This is a genomic window from Salibacterium sp. K-3 (assembly GCF_054052005.1).
Genome location: NZ_JBSVZE010000001.1, coordinates 861,808 through 879,030, shown reverse-complemented (window position 1 = coordinate 879,030; position 17,223 = coordinate 861,808). Strand labels below are relative to the sequence as shown.

The following is a 17,223-nucleotide window of genomic DNA, read 5'->3' as shown; positions in this document are numbered from 1 at the left end:
TTTTATCATGTACAATGAGAGACGGACATGATGCAGTAGCCGGTTCTTTTTATTTGACCATTATTGACCATTGGGGTATGATGGAATCAACAGCTGAGCAAGAGCTGCACGCATTTAAAGAAGGAGGATGTAACACATGAACTTGATTCCAACAGTTATTGAACAGACCAACCGCGGAGAACGCGCGTATGACATTTATTCGAGGCTGTTAAAAGACCGTATTATTATGCTCGGTTCCGGCATTGACGATAACATTGCCAACTCCGTTGTCGCCCAGCTGCTGTTTTTGGCTGCGGACGATCCGGATAAAGATATTTCCCTTTACATCAACAGTCCGGGAGGTTCGATCACAGCAGGCATGGCCATCTATGACACCATGCAGCACATTAAACCTGAGGTTTCCACTATCTGCGTGGGAATGGCTGCTTCGATGGGATCCTTCCTGCTTGCAGCAGGAAAAGAAGGCAAGCGCTATGCCCTGCCCAACAGTGAAGTTATGATTCACCAGCCGCTCGGCGGTACCCAGGGACAGGCTACGGATATTGACATTCATGCCCGCCGGATCCTTGAAATCCGCGACAAGCTGAACAACATTCTATCAGAGCGCACCGGCCAGCCGAAAGAGATTATCGAGCGCGACACCGACCGCGACAACTTTATGACGGCCGAAGAAGCGAAAAACTACGGCCTCGTCGACGACGTTCTGTACAAATAATGCAAAAAACCGGCACCTTGGAAAAGGATGCCGGTTTTTTTATTCTTCTTTTTCCACAAAGCGGACCAGTTCCTCGGACGCTTCCTGTTCATCCACCCCGTCCACCGTAAGCTTAATCGATTCTCCGCTTCTCGCGGCCAGGCTCATAATCCCCATGATGCTTTTCGCGTTCACCTTTTTGTCTTCTTTTTCAATAAATACATCGGATTGAAAGCGGTTTGCTTCCTGAACAAATAAAGCAGCAGGCCTGGCCTGCAATCCCGTCTTTAAACGCACTTCTGCTGTTTTTTCAATCAAATGGTTGTTCCTCCCTTTTTCCTTTATTCTGCATGAATCCCGTTTTCCGGCAGTACGACATCTTCACCGTTGCGGATCTTTTCAGCAAGCTGGTCGATTTTGCGGAGCCTGTGGTTGACGCCGGACTTGCCTACGGGGCCGCTTGGCACCATCTCTCCGAGTTCTTTCAGGGTGACATCCTGGTATTTCACTCTAAGCTCCGCCATTTCGCGTACTTTCTCAGGAAGGTTTTCCAGTCCGATCCTGCCGGCCACAAGTTGAATATTTTCCACCTGGCGGAGCGCGGCTCCCACTGTCTTGTTCAAGTTCGCCGTTTCACAGTTCACAAGACGATTCACAGAATTGCGCATGTCTTTCATGATCCTCACATCTTCAAAATAGAGAAGTGCCTGGTGAGCACCGATGACATTTAGAAATTCTGTTATTTTTTCACTTTCTTTAATGTACAGGATAAATCCTTTTTTTCGCTCCAAACTTTTTGAAGAAAGATCGAATTCCTGCAGCAGTTCCCGGAGAGACCGGTTATGCTCTTCGTACAGGGAAAACACTTCGAGATGGTACGAAGACGTTTCCGGGTGATTGACGGATCCTCCGGCAAGAAAGGCTCCCCGCAGATACGCGCGCTTGCAGCAGGTGTCTTGCAGAATATCCCGGGAAATGGTCCGGACAAAATGGTAACCGTCTTCCATAATACTTAAATCGCGGAGCATATCCCGCGTCTCCTCCACGATGCGGACGAGGTATACGTTGTTTTTTTTCAAGCGCATTTTTTTACGGACCATTAATTCAATGCCGGTCTCGGGATATACTCTTTTTATAAGCTGGTAAATGCGGCGTGCGATGGCCGCATTTTCTGTAGAAACATCAAGAATCAGCTCGCCTCCGCTGAAAGAGATGACCCCGTTCATACGGACAAGAGCGGCAAGTTCCGCCTTGGCACAGCATTCATCCGATTCAAACTGAGTCAGTTCTTTTTTGGTCATAGCTGCAAAAGATGACATCCTACTACTTTCACCGCCTTTCATGTTCCACCTGTATCTCCATTCATTTACATTTCCGCCAGCAGCGACTGCGAGACTTTGAGGGCGTCATGGCGGAACAGATTGTCCCGGTAGTGCATAAACGCATCCCGCACGACACGGCAGCCGAGACGCTGCAGCCGGTGTTCATCAAAAGAGACAGGATAGGCTGATTCTTCCGCATATTTGGCAAGAATGTCCGTCGGTATTTCGGTATTATTTACGAGCACCGTTTCAATCAGGGTGCAGCCGGTGTGATTATGAATGGCTTCCACATGGTCGGCAGCCGTAAAGTCATCCGTCTCCCCCGCCTGGGTCATCCCGTTGCAGATATACACCTTCCGCGCGTCAGCCTGTTGGATCGCTTCAGCAATACCGGGGACAAGCAGATTCGGTATGACACTTGTATATAGACTCCCGGGCCCGAGTACAATAAGATCCGCTTCATGAATCGCTTCGAGGCTTTCCGGAAGGGGCTGAACGTTGTCCGGAGTTAAAGATACCTTTTTGATTCTTTTTCCTGATTTCGGGATGTTGGACTCTCCGGATGTAATGGTGCCGTCCGTCATTTCCGCGTGAAGTTCGATGCTTTGATTCGCTGCCGGAAACACACTGCCTTTCACGTTCAGCACCGCACTTAATTCACTGATGCCTCTTGCAAAGTCTCCCGTGATGGACGTCATTCCAGCAAGCAGAAGGTTTCCAAGTGAATGTCCTGTCAGGCCGCTTCCGTTTTCGAACCGGTGCTGAAACATCTGCTCAATCATTGGTTCCACTTCGGCAAGTGCCACGAGAACATTACGTACATCTCCCGGCGGGGGAATATTCAGTTCTTTCCGTAGTCTCCCTGAACTGCCGCCGTCGTCAGCCACCGTCACGATTGCTGTAATGTTGACCGGAAAGGTCTTCAGTCCCCTTAACAGAACAGAAAGCCCTGTGCCTCCGCCGATTACGACGATATTTGCTTTATCCACGATGATTATTCCTATCCTTTCCCCATATCCCGATGGCTTTTATGCACAGCATATTCACCAGCGAAATAATCGGCTACATATTCGGCCAGTGTCACCGAGCGGTGTTTACCGCCGGTGCAGCCGATGGCAATGATCAGCTGGCTTTTTCCTTCCCGTTTATACTGGGGCAGCATGTAACTTAATATATCAAGCAGTTTCTCAATGAATTCTTTCGTCTCCGTCCATTTTAACACATAGGAAGATACTTCTTCCTCCAATCCGGTTTTCGGTTTCAGATGGTCAATATAATGAGGATTGGGGAGAAAACGGACATCAAACACGAGGTCGGCATCGATCGGAAGGCCGTATTTATATCCGAAGGACAGGACATTGACCGAAAAGGCGTCTTTTTCCGGCCCTGAAAAGGACTGGATGATCCGTTCCCTCAGCTGCTTGGGATGAAGGCCGGTCGTATCGATAATCTGACGGGCCCGTCCTTTCAAATCCTCCAGTATCTCCCTTTCCTGATGTATTCCTTCCAGCGGTGTTTCTTCCGCCGCCAGCGGATGGGACCGGCGTGTTTCTTTATAACGCTGGACGAGCACCTCATCTTTGGCATCCAGAAATAAAATGTGGGTGCTGAGATGGGATTTCAGACGCAGGTTGTCCACGGCTTCAAACAGGTGGTCAAAAAATTCCCGGCCCCGCAGATCTATAACGAGCGCCACTTTATTCATCTGGTCTCCTGAGTTTTCAATCAGTTCTACAAATGTCGGGATCAGCGCCGGCGGCAGATTGTCGACACAATAATAGCCCATGTCTTCAAAACTCTGTACGGCAACGGTTTTTCCCGCTCCGGACATACCGGTAATAATCACGACATGAATATCTTCCTGTGTCTGTGCCATTCGTCCATCCATCCCTTCGTGTCCTTCCATTTACAGCTGCTCCTTTTTAAAACCGGAACCGAGAAGAGTAAAACGGCTGTCATAACGAAACGTTCCGTAGAGTATTCCTTTATCTTCCAGTACATGACGAAAAATCGTCCGGTCTCCTTCCGCCATTGGGAGGCCGCCTGCTTCATCCACCGGAACCCGTGAGAGCTCTCCTTCCGGCGACGTTTCCAGCATGGTGCCCTGACCAGCCGCTGCCTCAAAGGTGAACATCATCCATTCCGACAGCAGCCGGTTGTCTTCCATGATCAAAAAAGTGAAGATCCCACGGAGTACCGGCTGCAGCAGGGTAATGCCGGTCTCCTCCCGGTATTCCCGCAATACTGCGTCCCGGACGGTTTCGCCGGTTTCCATTTTCCCGCCCGGTGCCACCCACCAGTTCCGGCTTGGTTTTTGAAGTAACAGAACTTCCTTTGTATCATGAAGAAAACAGTTTGTCACCCGCTGCATCGTTCTCCCTCCGCTCTATCTCTTTCCAGTATACTATGCCGGAGGGGGCCGGCTCAATTTTTCAGTCTGTTGAAAGCGTTATTACATTTTATCAAAAAAAGAACACAGGCAGCAGCCTGTGCTTCTCCATATATACTATATAAAAGGGGGTCAATTACTGAATCCATCATACCACGTACATTGTTTCACATTGGTTACAACCGGGTTAAGATCGATTTAAGTTTCCCCGCAAAAACAATCAGACATTGACCGTGTTCTTCAGTTCTTCGACATACTGCTGGGCGGTCTGAGCCGCTACAGAACCGTCTCCGGTCGCTGTCACAATCTGTCGCAGCGATTTTTCACGGAGGTCTCCCGCTGCAAAAACGCCCGGAATGTTCGTTTCCATTTCTTCGTTCGTTTCGACATAGCCTTCTTCGTTAATAATGTCGTGGCCTTTCACCGCATCATTCAACGGAATCATCCCGATGTAAATAAAAGCGCCCTCGGTTTCAAATTCATAATCTTCACCGGAGTTCAGATCGGTCAGGGTCACACTGCCGACTTTGCCGTCTTTGTTGTTGATTTCTTTCACGACGTGACTCCATTTGAATTCGATTTTGTCGTTCACAAAGGCGCGCTGCTGCAGAATCTTCTGAGCACGCAGTTCATCACGGCGGTGGATCACCGTTACTTTTGAAGCAAACCGGGTCAGGTATACGGCTTCTTCCACCGCAGAGTCGCCGCCGCCGACAACGACGATTTCCTTATCGCGGAAAAACGCCCCGTCACATACCGCACAGTAGGATACGCCGCGGCCGCCCAGTTCCTGTTCACCCGGAACGCCGAGCTGCTTGTATACAGCTCCGGTGGCCACAATGACAGAACGGGCTTTATATTCCTTGTTTCCGGCCCGGACGATTTTATATTCTTTTCCTTCCTCAATCTCTTTTACATCACCGTAGGCATATTCCGCCCCGAATTTCTTCGCGTGGCTGAACATTTTATTGGAAAGGTCCGGCCCGAGAATGTGATCAAAACCGGGATAATTTTCGACGTCTTCGGTGTTTGCCATCTGTCCGCCGGGAATCCCGCGTTCGAGCATCAACGTCGACATCTCCGCCCTGGCTGTATAAACAGCGGCGGTCATCCCCGCCGGTCCGGCTCCTGCAATGATCACATCATAAATTTTTTCTTCTGACATGATGATTCACTCCTCTTTCTCCTCCATAATATCCCCTTATTCATACATACAAATGCATTCACATCTGCTGATTTACCGCCATCATAAGCGATCCATCTGCATCCGTCCAGTTATCTGCTTACGGATTACAGCGAATGCGGCTTCCATATTTCGCGGCTCACATCACTGGAGAATAACAGATGATGCTGCATCTTTTCCAGCAGAACATCTGCTCCGGTGTGATGTCTGGTGCTGGCAGCGGCCCATCGTTTTTCCGCTTCGCGCAGCCGTCCGGCCTGGTAGGCAGCGGCCCCGTCATAAAAGAAGAAATCGGCTTTTTCCGGAACAAACCGCTTCCGGAATCTGCAGAACAGCAGAAAAGCGTCTTCTCCTTCCTCCAGCATTGTCAACGTAACCGCCGTCCGGTAGAGATGATCACGGTCCACCGGTATAATCTGTTTGAGCATCCCTGCCATCGCTGCCGCTTCCCTGCTCCGCCCGGCTTCCTGATACAAAAGGGCAAGGCGGCATCCTGCCGGAACAAAATAATGCTCCTGCCATACTTCTTTTGCATAAACGAGAGCTTCTTCCACCTGTCCCTTCAAGTAAAGCACCCGGGCCAGTTCCGTCTGCGCCGCAGGGTAATACGGATAGGCAGCGATAATATCCTCGAGTGTATTCTCCGCTTCGAACAGGCGGTTCTCTTCTATCATACGAAGTGCCCGTTCATACGTTATAATCAGCTCGTCATCCTCTTTTGAACCGCCGGAGGAAGTATCACTCTCTTCTTCTGTCTCCATATCCAGCATCTCCAGAAGTTCTTTGGCATCGTCTGCGAAATCACCTTCCGGAGCCAGCACGAGATACTGTCCCACCGTCTCGCCTGCTTTATCAAACAACCCTTGGTAGGCATAATTATTGGCCATAAAAAAGTAGCATTCATACAGTGTTTCATCCACGTTTTCGAGCACGTGCCACAACAGATCATTGGAGGCGGTATATTCCCCCATGTCGGAGTAGATGGCTGCCAGCTGGCACTGAAAAACCCCCTGATCCGGATTCAGTTCCACGGCACGCCTCACATATTTAACGGCGCGCTTCAGCTCCTGTTTCTGATAAGCATGAACGCCCCGCTTAAAAAAGTAGTCACTATTCTGAATGAATGGGATAATTTGTCCCTGGGATGGCTGTGTTTTCATCGTATCCCCTCCAACGGAGAAAAACAGTTCACAATATGATTAGTATATCATCCACGTAAACGGAAAAAAAGAGAGCCGCTTGGACGGCCCCCTCTCCCTGTTTTATTTTCCGTGACGCTCGTTCAGGACACCCAGCACATCGTTGAGCGGGAGGTTCTGTTCACGAAGCAGGACGAAAAGATGGTACAATAAGTCGGCGCTTTCCATGCTCAGCTCCTTTGGATCCCGGTTCTTGGCGGCGATAATCACTTCACTTGATTCTTCGCCGACTTTTTTCAGAATCTTGTCCACACCTTCATTGAAGAGATATGTTGTATACGCTCCCTCCGGCATCTCGGCTGCGCGCTTTGCGATCGTTTCCTCAAGGGTATTCAGAATGTCAAAACGGTCCCCAGCCGTTGCGGCTGCTTCTTCCTGAAGAAGAGAGGAGGAAAAACAGCTGTACGTTCCTTCGTGGCAGGCCGGTCCTTTCGGAATGACTTCCACGACAAGAGCATCCTGATCGCAGTCATACCGTATATCGGTAACCTGCTGGGTATTGCCGGAACTTTCCCCTTTATGCCAGAGCCTGTCTTTGGAACGGCTGTAAAACCACGTTTCTTTTGTTTTGATTGTTTTTTCGAGCGATTCCTTATTCATATAAGCCAGCGTCAGCACTTCCCGGCTCCCCGTATCCTGTACGACAGCCGGAATCAGGCCGTTTTCGTCAAATTGCAGTTCCTCTATGTTCATCGCACCCGCACTCCTTTTCCGCGTAAATGCTTTTTCACTTCTTCGACGGACGTTTCCTTGTAATGAAAAATGGAGGCAGCCAAGGCGGCATCGGCGTTCGTCTCTGAAAACACTTCGCTGAAATGTTCCTTCGCGCCCGCCCCTCCGGACGCAATGACCGGTACGGAAACGGCGTTGTTAACGGTTTCGGTAAGAGAGAGGTCAAAACCGTTTTTGGCACCGTCCTGATCCATGCTCGTAAGCAGAATCTCGCCGGAACCGCGCTTGACCACTTCCTGCGCCCATTCTGTCACTTCCCATTCCGTCGGAGTCCGCCCTCCATGGGTGTAAATCCGCCAGGAATCCAGTGTTTCATCGAATTTGGCATCGATGGCTGTCACCATACACTGCGAACCAAAATAGTCCGCTCCTTCACTGATCAGTTCCGGCCGTTTTACCGCAGCGGTGTTCAGCGATACTTTATCCGCCCCGGCTCTGAGAATCGTGCGCATGTCATCAAGCGTGTTGATGCCGCCTCCCACCGTAAAAGGAATGGCGAGCGTACCGGCAACCTCCCGGACAACATCCACCATCGTTTTCCGTCCTTCATGAGACGCGGAAATGTCGAGAAAGACGAGTTCATCGGCCCCCTGTTCATCGTAAAACGAGGACAGTTCCACCGGATCACCGGCATCGCGCAGTCCGACAAACTGCACCCCTTTCACGACGCGTCCTTCCTTCACATCAAGACAAGGGATAATCCGTTTCGTAATCACGATCTGTCCACCTCCTGCAGCGCTTCTTCCAGATCCAGTTTTCCGGTGTATACCGCTTTTCCGGTAATGGCTCCGGCGATGCCTTCGCCGTGGTGTGCCGCAAGCTCTCTGACATCTTCCAGGCGGCTCACTCCACCGGAAGCAATCACCGCCGCCCCGGTTTCACGGGCCAGTTCTGCCGTCGCTTCCACATTCGGGCCTTCCATCATGCCGTCTTTGGAAATGTCCGTAAAAATAAACGTTTCCGCCCCGTATTCCACCATTTTTCTGCCAAGGTCCACTGCTGTTACATCAGATGTCTCAAGCCATCCGTTGACCGCAATGCGGCCGTCCCTGGCGTCGAGGCCGATGGCAATGCGGCCGCCGTAACGGGCGAGCATCTCTTTGGCAAATTCAGGATTCTGAAGCGCCACGCTTCCAAGAATCACACGGTCGACGCCGTTTTCCAGGTAGTAGGACACATCATCTTCCGTCCGGATGCCGCCGCCGGCCTGGATATTCACGTCCAGAGAACGGGCGGCTTCGATGATATGCTCGTGATTGACCCGTTTCTTTTCTTTCGCGCCGTCCAGGTCGACCATATGTATCCAGGAGGCGCCGGCTTTCTGAAATCGTTCCGCCATCGCCGCCGGCGAATCGCCGTAGACGGTTTCTTTATCGTAATCACCCTGAAGGAGGCGGACGCATTTGCCGCCGCGGATATCAACCGCCGGATAAAGGTCGAATCTACTCATACGTATTTCTCCCTTCCGCTACGATCGTGCCGAAGTTTTCGAGAATCTTCATGCCGATGGTGCTGCTTTTCTCCGGATGAAACTGCGTCCCGAGCACCCGGCCTCTGCCGACGACCGCCGGCACTTCCTGATGATAATCACTGACAGCGATCAGTACGTCATCGTCTTCGGTTTCGATGACATAAGAGTGCACGAAATAAACATGCCCCGCTTCTGTATCTTTCAGGAGATCGTGCTGCGGCTGCCTGAAGGATAGCTTGTTCCATCCCATATGCGGTACCTTATACGACGTGCCGTCTCCCGTTTTTCCAGGAAAAAGCCTCGCATAGCCGGGAAGAAAACCAAGCCCTGCCGTGTCCCCGTTTTCTTCACTTCCGTCAAACAACAGCTGCATACCGAGACAGATGCCGAGCAGCGGTCTGCCGTCGGCTGCCCATTTCTTGATGAAATCTTCCTGTTCTTTTTCCTTCAGCAGATTCATCGCATCATGAAAAGAACCGACTCCGGGAAGGATCAGGCCGTCCGCCTGTTCAAGCTCATCCGTACGCTCGGATAAAAAATACGGGAGATCCAGCCGTTCCAGTGCTTTGCTGACGCTGTGGAGATTGCCCATTCCATAATCAATAATGCCGATCATGTGCTGTTTCACATCCTTTTTTACAACTTTCCCTTGGTCGAGGGGACCCCTTTTACCCGGTCATCGATCTGTACTGCTTCATCGAGTGCGCGGCCCATCGCCTTAAATACCGCTTCCACGATGTGATGGGTGTTATGGCCGTAATGAACGATGACATGCAGATTGATTCTCGCTTCCAGTGCGAATTTCCACAGAAATTCATGCACGAGCTCGGTGTCGAAGGTACCAATTGACGCAGCAGGCAGCTCCGCTCTGTACTCCAGATGGGGGCGGTTGCTCAGATCTACGACAACCTGGGCGAGCGCGTCGTCCATAGGCACCATCGCCTGCCCGTACCGGCGGATTCCTTTTTTGTCCCCGAGGGCCTCCTGAAAAACATGGCCGAGACAGATGCCGATATCTTCGGTTGTATGATGATCGTCCACTTCCGTATCGCCGTCCGCGTCTATGGTTACGTCAAAATGGCCGTGTTTGGTGAATAGATCAAGCATATGAGTCAAAAAAGGGACGCCCGTTGAGATGGAGCCGCTGCCCTCTCCGTCCAGATCCATCTCAAGGCGGATGGCTGTTTCCTTCGTGTTCCGTTCGATCGAACTGCTCCGTGTTGTCATTCATTTTCTCCTTTCCCGCGCCGTTCCACCGCGCGCGCGTGGCCTTCGAGTCCTTCCAGGCGGGCGATATCAGCAATATCGGCGGCATGCTCCTCGAGCGCTGTCCGGCTGTAGGAGATAATGCTTGATTTTTTCGTGAAATCGTCCACACTTAACGGGCTTGAAAAACGGGCTGTGCCGTTGGTGGGAAGGACATGGTTCGGACCTGCGATATAATCACCGACGGGTTCTGAACTGTAAGGACCAAGAAAAATCGCACCGGCATGGCGGATGCTTCCGAGCAGGGCATGAGGGTCCTCCACAAGCAGTTCCAGATGTTCCCCCGCAAGCTGATTGACGGCTTCCACCGCCTGTTCCATCGTATCCGCCACATAAATGGCGCCGTGGTTCTCAAGCGAAGTACCGGCTATCTCCTTTTTCGGAAGGGTTTCGAGCTGGTTTTCCACTTCCGCTTTCGTGCGTTCGGCCAAGTCGCGCGATGTCGTCACAAGGACAGCGGATGACATTTCATCGTGTTCGGCCTGGGAGATCAGATCCGCCGCGGCAAAGTCCGGACGCGCACTTTCATCTGCAAGGACTACGATCTCACTGGGACCAGCTATCATATCAATGTCCACCTGTCCAAATACCGCCCGTTTCGCAAGAGCGACAAAAATATTGCCGGGACCGGTAATTTTATCGACCCGCGGAACGGTTTCGGTTCCGTAAGCCATAGAAGCCACAGCCTGCGCGCCTCCCGCTTTCAGAATGCGCTGAACGCCGAGTTCCGCTGCGGTCACAAGGACAGCGGGCGTCAATTTTGCGTTTCTGTCCGGGGGGGAAGCCATGATGATATCTTTAACGCCGGCGGCCTGGGCCGGGATCACGTTCATCATGATCGTGGAAGGATACGCCGCTTTTCCACCCGGCACGTACACGCCGGCCCGGTCGAGCGGTGTGATTTTCTGCCCGAGCATCGTCCCGTCCTGCTGCGTTGTGAACCAGGACTGCTGCACCTGTTTTTCATGAAAGGAGCGTATGTTTGTGATGGCCCGGCGCAGCACATGCAGGGATGCCTCGGGAAAATCCCGGTACGCTTCGTCTATTTCGTCCCGGGTCACAAAGAAGGAGGCCGGGCGCGCTCCGTCATATAACTCCGTCAACTCACGAAGCCCTTCGTCCCCTTTTTCCCGGATGTTTTTAATAATCGCTTCGACCGATTCGCGTTCTTTTTCCGTATCCTGTTCCAGATGCCGTTCCAGACTGACATGATGGTTCAGTTCCACGATCTTCATCGCCCGTCCTCCTCTATCACTTCGGCAAGGCGTGATGCCATGTCGTCAATTCTGGCATCCTTCATCCGGTAGCTGACCGGGTTAACGATCAGGCGGGAGGTGATCGACACAATCGTCTCCAGTTCCACAAGGCCGTTTTCCTTCAGCGTCTGCCCACTCGAGACGATATCGACAATCCGGTCGGCAAGACCGACAAGCGGCGCCAGTTCAATCGACCCGTTCAGCTTGATAATTTCCACCTGTTCGCCCTGTTCTTTGAAATACCGGGTGGCAAGATTCGGGTACTTGGATGCCACTTTCGGATTGATATCTGTTTTTTCATATCCCGGGAGCCCGGCCACCGCCATATAACATGGACTGATTCCGAGATCCAGCACTTCATAAACATCCCGTTCTTCTTCCAGCATGGTATCTTTTCCGGCGACTCCGATATCAGCCACCCCGTGTTCCACATAGGTCGGTACGTCCATCGGTTTGGCAAGAATAAAACGCATCTGTGCTTCCGGCACATCGACAATTAATTTCCTTGAATCGTCAAATTCCGGGGGAAGGGAAAAACCGGCACGGCGGAGCAGATCCACCGCTTCTTCAAAAATCCGCCCTTTCGGCATCGCCACTTTTAATAAGTCTGTCATCTATCTCCGCCTCCCTTCTTCGAGCCGATTAAATCAATCACTTCACTGAACGCACCGGTTAACTGATCGACGTTTTCGACTCCTTCCAGATCCTGCAGGACAATCCGTTTCCCGAGATTACGCTGCCTGCGTGCTTCTTCCACCGCTTCGCTGCGTCGTTCACGGCTGAACAGAATACATGTCTGTTCCGGTGTCCGGCTGTTCTGTCCGAGCGCTTCGACGAGCAGGTCGAGGCGTATACCGAATCCGGTAGCCCGGCCGGGACGCTCAAACTTTTCAAGCAGCTCATCGTAACGGCCCCCGCTCGAAAGCGGGAAGCCGAGCCGGCTGCCGTATCCTTCAAAAACAACCCCGGTATAGTAGCTCATATGAAGCACAAGATTGAAGTCAAAGGTAATATGCTTTTCCACCCCGTAGCACTCCAGGACATCCCGAATCTGCCGCAGGTTCTCCAGCGCTTTGGCCGCTTCACCGTTGTCGACTAGCGTCTCGGCTTCGTCCAGTTTTTCAGGACCTCCGCGGAGCTGAAGAAGACCGAAGAGCCGTTTTTCATCAATCGAGGATAACCCGAGCGATTTCACGTGCTGGCGGAATCCGACGTAATTTTTTTCATATAAGAAGCGGCGCAGCGTGTCAGCGCGTTCTTCACTGCCGAGCACGTCGTGAAGCAGGGCATTCACATAACCGATATGGCCGACGGCGACCTGAAAGTCTTCCAGACCCGCTTCTTTCAATGCTGCCGCCATCAGCGCAATGACTTCTCCGTCTGCGCTCGCGGTACCGTCCCCGACCAGTTCCACGCCCATCTGCTCAAACTCCGCCGGACGTCCGCCTTCGCGCTGCTGGGCGCGGAAGACATTCGTGTGGTAGGAGAGGCGCATCGGGAACGATTGATCTTTCAGGCTCGATGCGGCCACCCTTGCAATCGGCGCCGTCATATCGGGACGCAGTACAAGAGTGTGCCCCTGCTGATCGAGCAGTTTGAAGAGCTGTTGGTCGAGAATGGCCGAGGCACGTCCGACCGTATCATAATATTCGAGAGCAGGTGTCTCGATGGGGAGATACCCCCAGCTTCCAATTTCCGCTTCCATCCGATCCGCTGCGTGTCGTTTCGTCTGGTAGTAAGCCGGCAGGGTATCCCGCATTCCTAATGGTTTTTCAAACATAAATGGCTGAGTCATGGCGGGAACTCCTTTCATACCGTATTGATATCTCCGTTATGTACTTTAGTCTGCTAATGCAATAGAGAGATAAAGTGTATATCGTGTAGTTTACACCCGATTGCAGGCGGCGTCAATCCGGAAAACAATCCCTTCGGCGGCCTTCATAAAAAACCCTTTTCCGGTGCATCAACCTGCGCGGAAAAGGGCTATTTGGAAGGATGAAGGAGCTGAAGCGGATTACCGCCGACGACGGTTCCGGGGTCCACGTCTTTATGGACGACTGACCCGGCTGCGACCACCGCGTGATCCCCGATGCGTACGCCCGGTAGAATGGTTGTATTCGCGCCGATCATCACATGATTGCCGATTTCCACCGGACCGAGGCGGTATTCGGTGATCAGGTATTCATGCGCGAGAATCGTCGTATTGTACCCGATGACGCTGTTTCTGCCGACGGATATTTTTTCCGGATACATCACATCCGGCATCATCATCAGTGCAAATGCTGTCTGATCCCCTACTTTCATGCGGAGAAAGGTTCGGTACATCCAGTTTTTCAGCGGCAGAAAAGGGGTCAGGCGGGCCGCCTGTATCACGATGAAATTTTTGACGACTTTCCAGAAAGACACCGTTTTGTACATCTGCCAGAGCGAATTCGAAGATTCCACCGGGTACCGCTCCGTCCTTCTCATGTCGTTTTCACTCCAAGATGGTCCAGAATATCGGGCATTTTCTTCAGCATGATATCCGGGTTCCAGAACTGAAGATTTTCTTCTCCTTTTATCGTCCAGGCCACTCCTGCTGTGGCCGTACCGGCATTTTTACCGGCAAGGATATCATACTTGCTGTCACCCACCATCATCGTTTCATGCGGCTGTGATCCAAATGTCTCCATCGCTCGCTGCAGCGGCTCCGGATCGGGCTTGGCAGAGGTTACGTCCGTCAGCGTTATAACTGTTGGAAAATAGGGAGCCAGACCGGATGTTTCCAGTCCCATGAGGGCAGTTTCTCTACGCTTTGTCGTCACGACGGCGAGATGGTATCCCTGCTCATGCAGCTTCTGAATCGTCTCCGTTACGCCTTCGTATTCCGCCAGTAACTCATTATGATGTTCCAGCGTGAACTGCTGATACATCCGGATCATCTCTTCGGCACGATCCGGATCAATGCTGTGGAAATTATCGGGAAGAGGGGTGCCGATAAGGCCGATGATATCCTCCCGCGTGTACCGGCCCGGAAAATAGGACTCCAGCACATGCTCAAACGAGGAAATAATTAATGTGTTCGTATCAACGAGCGTGCCGTCGAAATCAAAAAGGACCGTATTTATAGTCATAAGCTGTCTCCTTCCAGGCCGGTTCTATTTTTTCTTTTTCTTCTTCTTCGACGGTGCGTTCTTTTTCTGCCGGGGTATTCCGCTCCCATCGTCATCCAGATAGCGGGCGGAGGATAGCCCGGTTTTTCTCCGGTACATCCACAGCAGTACCGCCCCGATAATGAGTACGACGGAAATCACCTGGGCGGCCCGCAGAACATCGCCGATCATTAGGCTGTCCGTCCGCATTCCTTCAATGAAGAAACGGCCGGCGGAATACCAGATGACATAACTCAGGAACAGTTCGCCCCGCTTCAGGTTCACACGACGGAGAAGGAGCAGCAAGATAAGACCGAGCACATTCCAGAGCGATTCATACAGGAACGTTGGGTGATAATACGTACCGTCGATGAACATCTGCTCGATCATGAACTCCGGAAGCTGTAAGTTTTCGAGAAAACCGCGCGTGACGGGTCCGCCGTGGGCTTCCTGATTGACGAAATTGCCCCAGCGTCCTACAGCCTGACCGAGAATAATACTGGGTGCCGCAATGTCCGCCATTTTCCAGAACGATACACCGCGCTTTCTTGTAAATACAACGGCAGTGAGGACAGCCCCGATCAGCCCTCCGTGAATGGCAAGACCGCCTTCCCAAACTGCCAGTATTTCACCGGGATGATCCGCATAATATCCCCATCGGAAAATAACGTAATAGAGTCTTGCACAGACAATCGAAATCGGAATCGCAAAAATAAGTAAATCAGCAAAAATATCTTTTGGAAGACCGCGTTTTTTTGACTCCCGGTTGGCAAGAAGAAAGCCGAGAAAGGCACCGAGCCCAATAATAATTCCGTACCAGTATACCGGCCAGGAGCCGATTTCAAACGCAACCCGGTCAATCGGTGGTGCAGCAAATATCATATGTGTTCTCTCCTATCCTTAAAACTCTTCCCGGTCTCCCTCTTCAATCACATCCGTCAGCCGGTCGGAAAACTGCTGGGCTGTATTAATTCCCATCCGTTTGAGGCGGAAGTTCATCGCTGCCACTTCAACAATAACAGCAAGGTTCCGTCCCGGACGGACTGGAATCGTATATTTTGGTATCTCCGTATCAATGATCTGCAGGGTCGCTTCTTCCAGGCCCAGCCGGTCATAGGCTTTGTTTTCATCCCACAGTTCAAGGTGGATCGTCAAACCGATCCGTTTAAACGGGCGTACTGCCCCCGCCCCGAACAACGTCATCACATCGATGATGCCGAGTCCGCGTATCTCAAGCAGGTGACGGATCAGATCAGGTGCACTGCCGACAAGGGTATCTCCGTGCTGCTGAAAAATCTCAACCGAATCGTCCGCAACGAGGCGGTGTCCGCGGCGCACCAGGTCCAGTGCCGTTTCGCTTTTCCCGACACCGCTGGCCCCGGTCAGCAGCACGCCGATACCGTAAATATCGATCAGGACGCCGTGCACGGCTGTTGATTTGGCAAGCCTGGCTTCGAGAAAGTTGGTCAGCTGGCTGCTCAGGCGCGTCGTCGTCACATCCGCCCGCATCACCGGGACGCTCATATTTTCAGCGCTTTCCAGTAGTTCCGGCGGCGCAATCAGGCCACGGGAAATAATGATGCCAGGGGTGTCATATGTACAAAGGTTTGTCATCCGTTCTTTCTTCTCGTCTTCCCCCAACTGCTGAAAAAAAGAGAGCTCTGTACGTCCCAGCAGCTGCAGGCGTTTTGCAGGATAATACGTGAAAAAACCGGCCATTTCGATTCCCGGCCGCGAAATATCACTTGTCGTGATTGCCCGGTAGACGCCATCGTTTCCCGCGAGCACCTCCAGGTTAAATTGTTTGACTAAATCATTAGCGCTTACTTTCGGCATACATACCCCTCTAACCTCTTCCGCCCCGGATCAGAGTCCAGTTGGAATCATCAGAATTTTTCTATTTATGCTTGTATTATTGTAGCACGATTTCACCGTCTAATGGAAATCGGCGTTTAGAAGAAAAGACCAAAAAAAGACCAGCTTCCATAAGAGCCGGTCTGCTGCCGCTGCAGATTAATCTTTCCGCAGCGGTTCTACGATGAAATTATTGATGAGCACGTTCAGCAGCGCAATAATTACCGCTGCCAGAAGCGCCATGCCGAAACTCGAAATCTGAAAGGCATCTCCCATCAGTCCGGCTGTCAGCATTAAAAGTGCTGCGTTAATGATAAATACGAACAATCCAAACGTCACCACCGTGATCGGCAGCGTCAGAATGACCAGCAGCGGCCGGATAAGCATGTTAATGATGGATAACAGCAGGCTCGCCGTAAACGCCGAAGCGAGGCCGTCCAGTTCAAAGCCGGGAAAAAATCCAGCGACGACCATAAGTGTTACCATATTAACGAGAAACGGGACAAGACAGCCCATTATTCGGCCGTGTCTCCTTCATTCGGCATAATTAACGCGAGCACAATGTAGGCGATAGGGATCGGGAAAACGGCTGTTACAAAAAATAGAACAACCGTAATAATGCGGATCAGCGTCGGATCTACATCAAAATAATCGGCAATGCCGCCGCAGACGCCGGCGAGCATCCGGTTACGCCGGCTTCGAACTAATTTTTTCATCCTTTTTCCT

At 51.7% G+C, this 17,223-nt stretch carries 22 protein-coding genes; 1 reads left to right on the top strand and 21 read right to left on the bottom strand.

Annotated elements, in window-relative coordinates; translation table 11 throughout:
- Positions 1 to 136: 136 nt before the first annotated feature.
- Positions 137 to 715, top strand: coding sequence for an ATP-dependent Clp endopeptidase proteolytic subunit ClpP (gene clpP / locus ACW9JV_RS04120; RefSeq protein WP_457331634.1), 579 nt, complete (start codon positions 137 to 139; stop codon positions 713 to 715).
- 39 nt (positions 716 to 754) lie between these two features.
- Here the strand turns inward: clpP and ACW9JV_RS04115 are convergent, their stop codons facing one another.
- From ACW9JV_RS04115 to ACW9JV_RS04015, 21 genes are all read right to left on the bottom strand, one after another.
- Positions 755 to 1,012, bottom strand: a complete 258-nt coding sequence (locus tag ACW9JV_RS04115) for an HPr family phosphocarrier protein (protein ID WP_457331632.1) — start codon at positions 1,010 to 1,012, stop codon at positions 755 to 757.
- Between the two features lie 23 nt (positions 1,013 to 1,035).
- Positions 1,036 to 2,013, bottom strand: a complete 978-nt coding sequence (gene whiA / locus ACW9JV_RS04110) for a DNA-binding protein WhiA (RefSeq protein ID WP_457331630.1) — start codon at positions 2,011 to 2,013, stop codon at positions 1,036 to 1,038.
- Between the two features lie 47 nt (positions 2,014 to 2,060).
- Positions 2,061 to 3,005: a gluconeogenesis factor YvcK family protein gene (locus tag ACW9JV_RS04105; protein ID WP_457331628.1), complete on the bottom strand. Its 945-nt coding sequence runs from the start codon at positions 3,003 to 3,005 to the stop codon at positions 2,061 to 2,063.
- A gap of 11 nt (positions 3,006 to 3,016) precedes the next feature.
- Positions 3,017 to 3,892 (bottom strand): RNase adapter RapZ, encoded by an 876-nt coding sequence (gene rapZ, locus ACW9JV_RS04100; protein WP_457334563.1) that lies wholly within the window; start codon positions 3,890 to 3,892, stop codon positions 3,017 to 3,019.
- A 30-nt stretch (positions 3,893 to 3,922) separates the two neighbouring features.
- Positions 3,923 to 4,387 carry an NUDIX hydrolase gene (locus tag ACW9JV_RS04095; protein ID WP_457331626.1) on the bottom strand — a complete coding sequence of 155 codons (465 nt, stop codon included), beginning with the start codon at positions 4,385 to 4,387 and terminating at the stop codon, positions 3,923 to 3,925.
- 238 nt (positions 4,388 to 4,625) lie between these two features.
- Complete coding sequence (gene trxB / locus ACW9JV_RS04090) at positions 4,626 to 5,570, bottom strand: thioredoxin-disulfide reductase (protein WP_457331624.1); 945 nt, start codon at positions 5,568 to 5,570, stop codon at positions 4,626 to 4,628.
- A gap of 125 nt (positions 5,571 to 5,695) precedes the next feature.
- A complete protein-coding gene (locus ACW9JV_RS04085) occupies positions 5,696 to 6,748 on the bottom strand; it encodes a tetratricopeptide repeat protein (RefSeq protein WP_457331622.1) in 1,053 nt (350 codons plus the stop codon).
- A 102-nt stretch (positions 6,749 to 6,850) separates the two neighbouring features.
- Positions 6,851 to 7,480 carry a bifunctional phosphoribosyl-AMP cyclohydrolase/phosphoribosyl-ATP diphosphatase HisIE gene (gene hisIE, locus ACW9JV_RS04080; RefSeq protein ID WP_457331620.1) on the bottom strand — a complete coding sequence of 210 codons (630 nt, stop codon included), beginning with the start codon at positions 7,478 to 7,480 and terminating at the stop codon, positions 6,851 to 6,853.
- Positions 7,477 to 8,235 carry an imidazole glycerol phosphate synthase subunit HisF gene (gene hisF, locus ACW9JV_RS04075; protein ID WP_457331617.1) on the bottom strand — a complete coding sequence of 253 codons (759 nt, stop codon included), beginning with the start codon at positions 8,233 to 8,235 and terminating at the stop codon, positions 7,477 to 7,479. The genes hisIE and hisF overlap by 4 nt, the downstream gene beginning before the upstream one ends.
- Positions 8,232 to 8,969, bottom strand: coding sequence for a 1-(5-phosphoribosyl)-5-[(5-phosphoribosylamino)methylideneamino]imidazole-4-carboxamide isomerase (gene hisA, locus ACW9JV_RS04070; protein WP_457331615.1), 738 nt, complete (start codon positions 8,967 to 8,969; stop codon positions 8,232 to 8,234). Before hisA ends, hisF begins: the two co-directional genes overlap by 4 nt.
- Positions 8,962 to 9,606: an imidazole glycerol phosphate synthase subunit HisH gene (gene hisH / locus ACW9JV_RS04065; protein ID WP_457331613.1), complete on the bottom strand. Its 645-nt coding sequence runs from the start codon at positions 9,604 to 9,606 to the stop codon at positions 8,962 to 8,964. The genes hisA and hisH overlap by 8 nt, the downstream gene beginning before the upstream one ends.
- Before the next feature lie 20 nt (positions 9,607 to 9,626).
- Entirely contained in the window at positions 9,627 to 10,217 is a 591-nt protein-coding gene (gene hisB / locus ACW9JV_RS04060) for an imidazoleglycerol-phosphate dehydratase HisB (protein WP_457331611.1), read from the bottom strand.
- A complete protein-coding gene (gene hisD / locus ACW9JV_RS04055; protein WP_457331609.1) occupies positions 10,214 to 11,491 on the bottom strand; it encodes a histidinol dehydrogenase in 1,278 nt (425 codons plus the stop codon). The genes hisB and hisD overlap by 4 nt, the downstream gene beginning before the upstream one ends.
- The gene (gene hisG / locus ACW9JV_RS04050; RefSeq protein ID WP_457331607.1) at positions 11,488 to 12,126 is read right to left on the bottom strand and encodes an ATP phosphoribosyltransferase; all 639 of its coding nucleotides are present in this window, start codon (positions 12,124 to 12,126) and stop codon (positions 11,488 to 11,490) included. The genes hisD and hisG overlap by 4 nt, the downstream gene beginning before the upstream one ends.
- A complete protein-coding gene (locus ACW9JV_RS04045; RefSeq protein WP_457331605.1) occupies positions 12,123 to 13,307 on the bottom strand; it encodes an ATP phosphoribosyltransferase regulatory subunit in 1,185 nt (394 codons plus the stop codon). Before ACW9JV_RS04045 ends, hisG begins: the two co-directional genes overlap by 4 nt.
- Positions 13,308 to 13,495: 188 nt before the next feature.
- On the bottom strand, positions 13,496 to 13,981 hold the full coding sequence (locus ACW9JV_RS04040; RefSeq protein WP_457331602.1) for an acyltransferase: 486 nt from the start codon (positions 13,979 to 13,981) through the stop codon (positions 13,496 to 13,498).
- A complete protein-coding gene (gene ppaX / locus ACW9JV_RS04035; protein ID WP_457331600.1) occupies positions 13,978 to 14,625 on the bottom strand; it encodes a pyrophosphatase PpaX in 648 nt (215 codons plus the stop codon). Before ppaX ends, ACW9JV_RS04040 begins: the two co-directional genes overlap by 4 nt.
- Positions 14,626 to 14,649: 24 nt before the next feature.
- The gene (gene lgt / locus ACW9JV_RS04030; RefSeq protein ID WP_457331598.1) at positions 14,650 to 15,525 is read right to left on the bottom strand and encodes a prolipoprotein diacylglyceryl transferase; all 876 of its coding nucleotides are present in this window, start codon (positions 15,523 to 15,525) and stop codon (positions 14,650 to 14,652) included.
- 18 nt (positions 15,526 to 15,543) lie between these two features.
- Positions 15,544 to 16,479 carry an HPr(Ser) kinase/phosphatase gene (hprK, locus tag ACW9JV_RS04025; protein ID WP_457331596.1) on the bottom strand — a complete coding sequence of 312 codons (936 nt, stop codon included), beginning with the start codon at positions 16,477 to 16,479 and terminating at the stop codon, positions 15,544 to 15,546.
- 177 nt (positions 16,480 to 16,656) lie between these two features.
- Entirely contained in the window at positions 16,657 to 17,013 is a 357-nt protein-coding gene (locus ACW9JV_RS04020) for a phage holin family protein (protein WP_457331594.1), read from the bottom strand.
- Positions 17,013 to 17,213, bottom strand: coding sequence for a PspC domain-containing protein (locus ACW9JV_RS04015; RefSeq protein ID WP_457331592.1), 201 nt, complete (start codon positions 17,211 to 17,213; stop codon positions 17,013 to 17,015). Before ACW9JV_RS04015 ends, ACW9JV_RS04020 begins: the two co-directional genes overlap by 1 nt.
- Positions 17,214 to 17,223: the final 10 nt, after the last annotated feature.

What these genes read in the sequence shown, in the direction of transcription:
- ppaX (WP_457331600.1), bottom strand. Translation starts at nt 14,625, where the DNA reads ATGACTATAAATACGGTCCTTTTTGATTTCGACGGCACGCTCGTTGAT.
- whiA (WP_457331630.1), bottom strand. Translation starts at nt 2,013, where the DNA reads ATGTCATCTTTTGCAGCTATGACCAAAAAAGAACTGACTCAGTTTGAA.
- lgt (WP_457331598.1), bottom strand. Translation starts at nt 15,525, where the DNA reads ATGATATTTGCTGCACCACCGATTGACCGGGTTGCGTTTGAAATCGGC.
- clpP (WP_457331634.1), top strand. Translation starts at nt 137, where the DNA reads ATGAACTTGATTCCAACAGTTATTGAACAGACCAACCGCGGAGAACGC.
- rapZ (WP_457334563.1), bottom strand. Translation starts at nt 3,892, where the DNA reads ATGGCACAGACACAGGAAGATATTCATGTCGTGATTATTACCGGTATG.
- hisA (WP_457331615.1), bottom strand. Translation starts at nt 8,969, where the DNA reads ATGAGTAGATTCGACCTTTATCCGGCGGTTGATATCCGCGGCGGCAAA.
- hisD (WP_457331609.1), bottom strand. Translation starts at nt 11,491, where the DNA reads ATGAAGATCGTGGAACTGAACCATCATGTCAGTCTGGAACGGCATCTG.
- ACW9JV_RS04040 (WP_457331602.1), bottom strand. Translation starts at nt 13,981, where the DNA reads ATGAGAAGGACGGAGCGGTACCCGGTGGAATCTTCGAATTCGCTCTGG.
- ACW9JV_RS04020 (WP_457331594.1), bottom strand. Translation starts at nt 17,013, where the DNA reads ATGGGCTGTCTTGTCCCGTTTCTCGTTAATATGGTAACACTTATGGTC.
- ACW9JV_RS04085 (WP_457331622.1), bottom strand. Translation starts at nt 6,748, where the DNA reads ATGAAAACACAGCCATCCCAGGGACAAATTATCCCATTCATTCAGAAT.
- ACW9JV_RS04015 (WP_457331592.1), bottom strand. Translation starts at nt 17,213, where the DNA reads ATGAAAAAATTAGTTCGAAGCCGGCGTAACCGGATGCTCGCCGGCGTC.
- hisH (WP_457331613.1), bottom strand. Translation starts at nt 9,606, where the DNA reads ATGATCGGCATTATTGATTATGGAATGGGCAATCTCCACAGCGTCAGC.
- hisIE (WP_457331620.1), bottom strand. Translation starts at nt 7,480, where the DNA reads ATGAACATAGAGGAACTGCAATTTGACGAAAACGGCCTGATTCCGGCT.
- ACW9JV_RS04095 (WP_457331626.1), bottom strand. Translation starts at nt 4,387, where the DNA reads ATGCAGCGGGTGACAAACTGTTTTCTTCATGATACAAAGGAAGTTCTG.
- hisB (WP_457331611.1), bottom strand. Translation starts at nt 10,217, where the DNA reads ATGACAACACGGAGCAGTTCGATCGAACGGAACACGAAGGAAACAGCC.
- hisG (WP_457331607.1), bottom strand. Translation starts at nt 12,126, where the DNA reads ATGACAGACTTATTAAAAGTGGCGATGCCGAAAGGGCGGATTTTTGAA.
- ACW9JV_RS04045 (WP_457331605.1), bottom strand. Translation starts at nt 13,307, where the DNA reads ATGACTCAGCCATTTATGTTTGAAAAACCATTAGGAATGCGGGATACC.
- hprK (WP_457331596.1), bottom strand. Translation starts at nt 16,479, where the DNA reads ATGCCGAAAGTAAGCGCTAATGATTTAGTCAAACAATTTAACCTGGAG.
- trxB (WP_457331624.1), bottom strand. Translation starts at nt 5,570, where the DNA reads ATGTCAGAAGAAAAAATTTATGATGTGATCATTGCAGGAGCCGGACCG.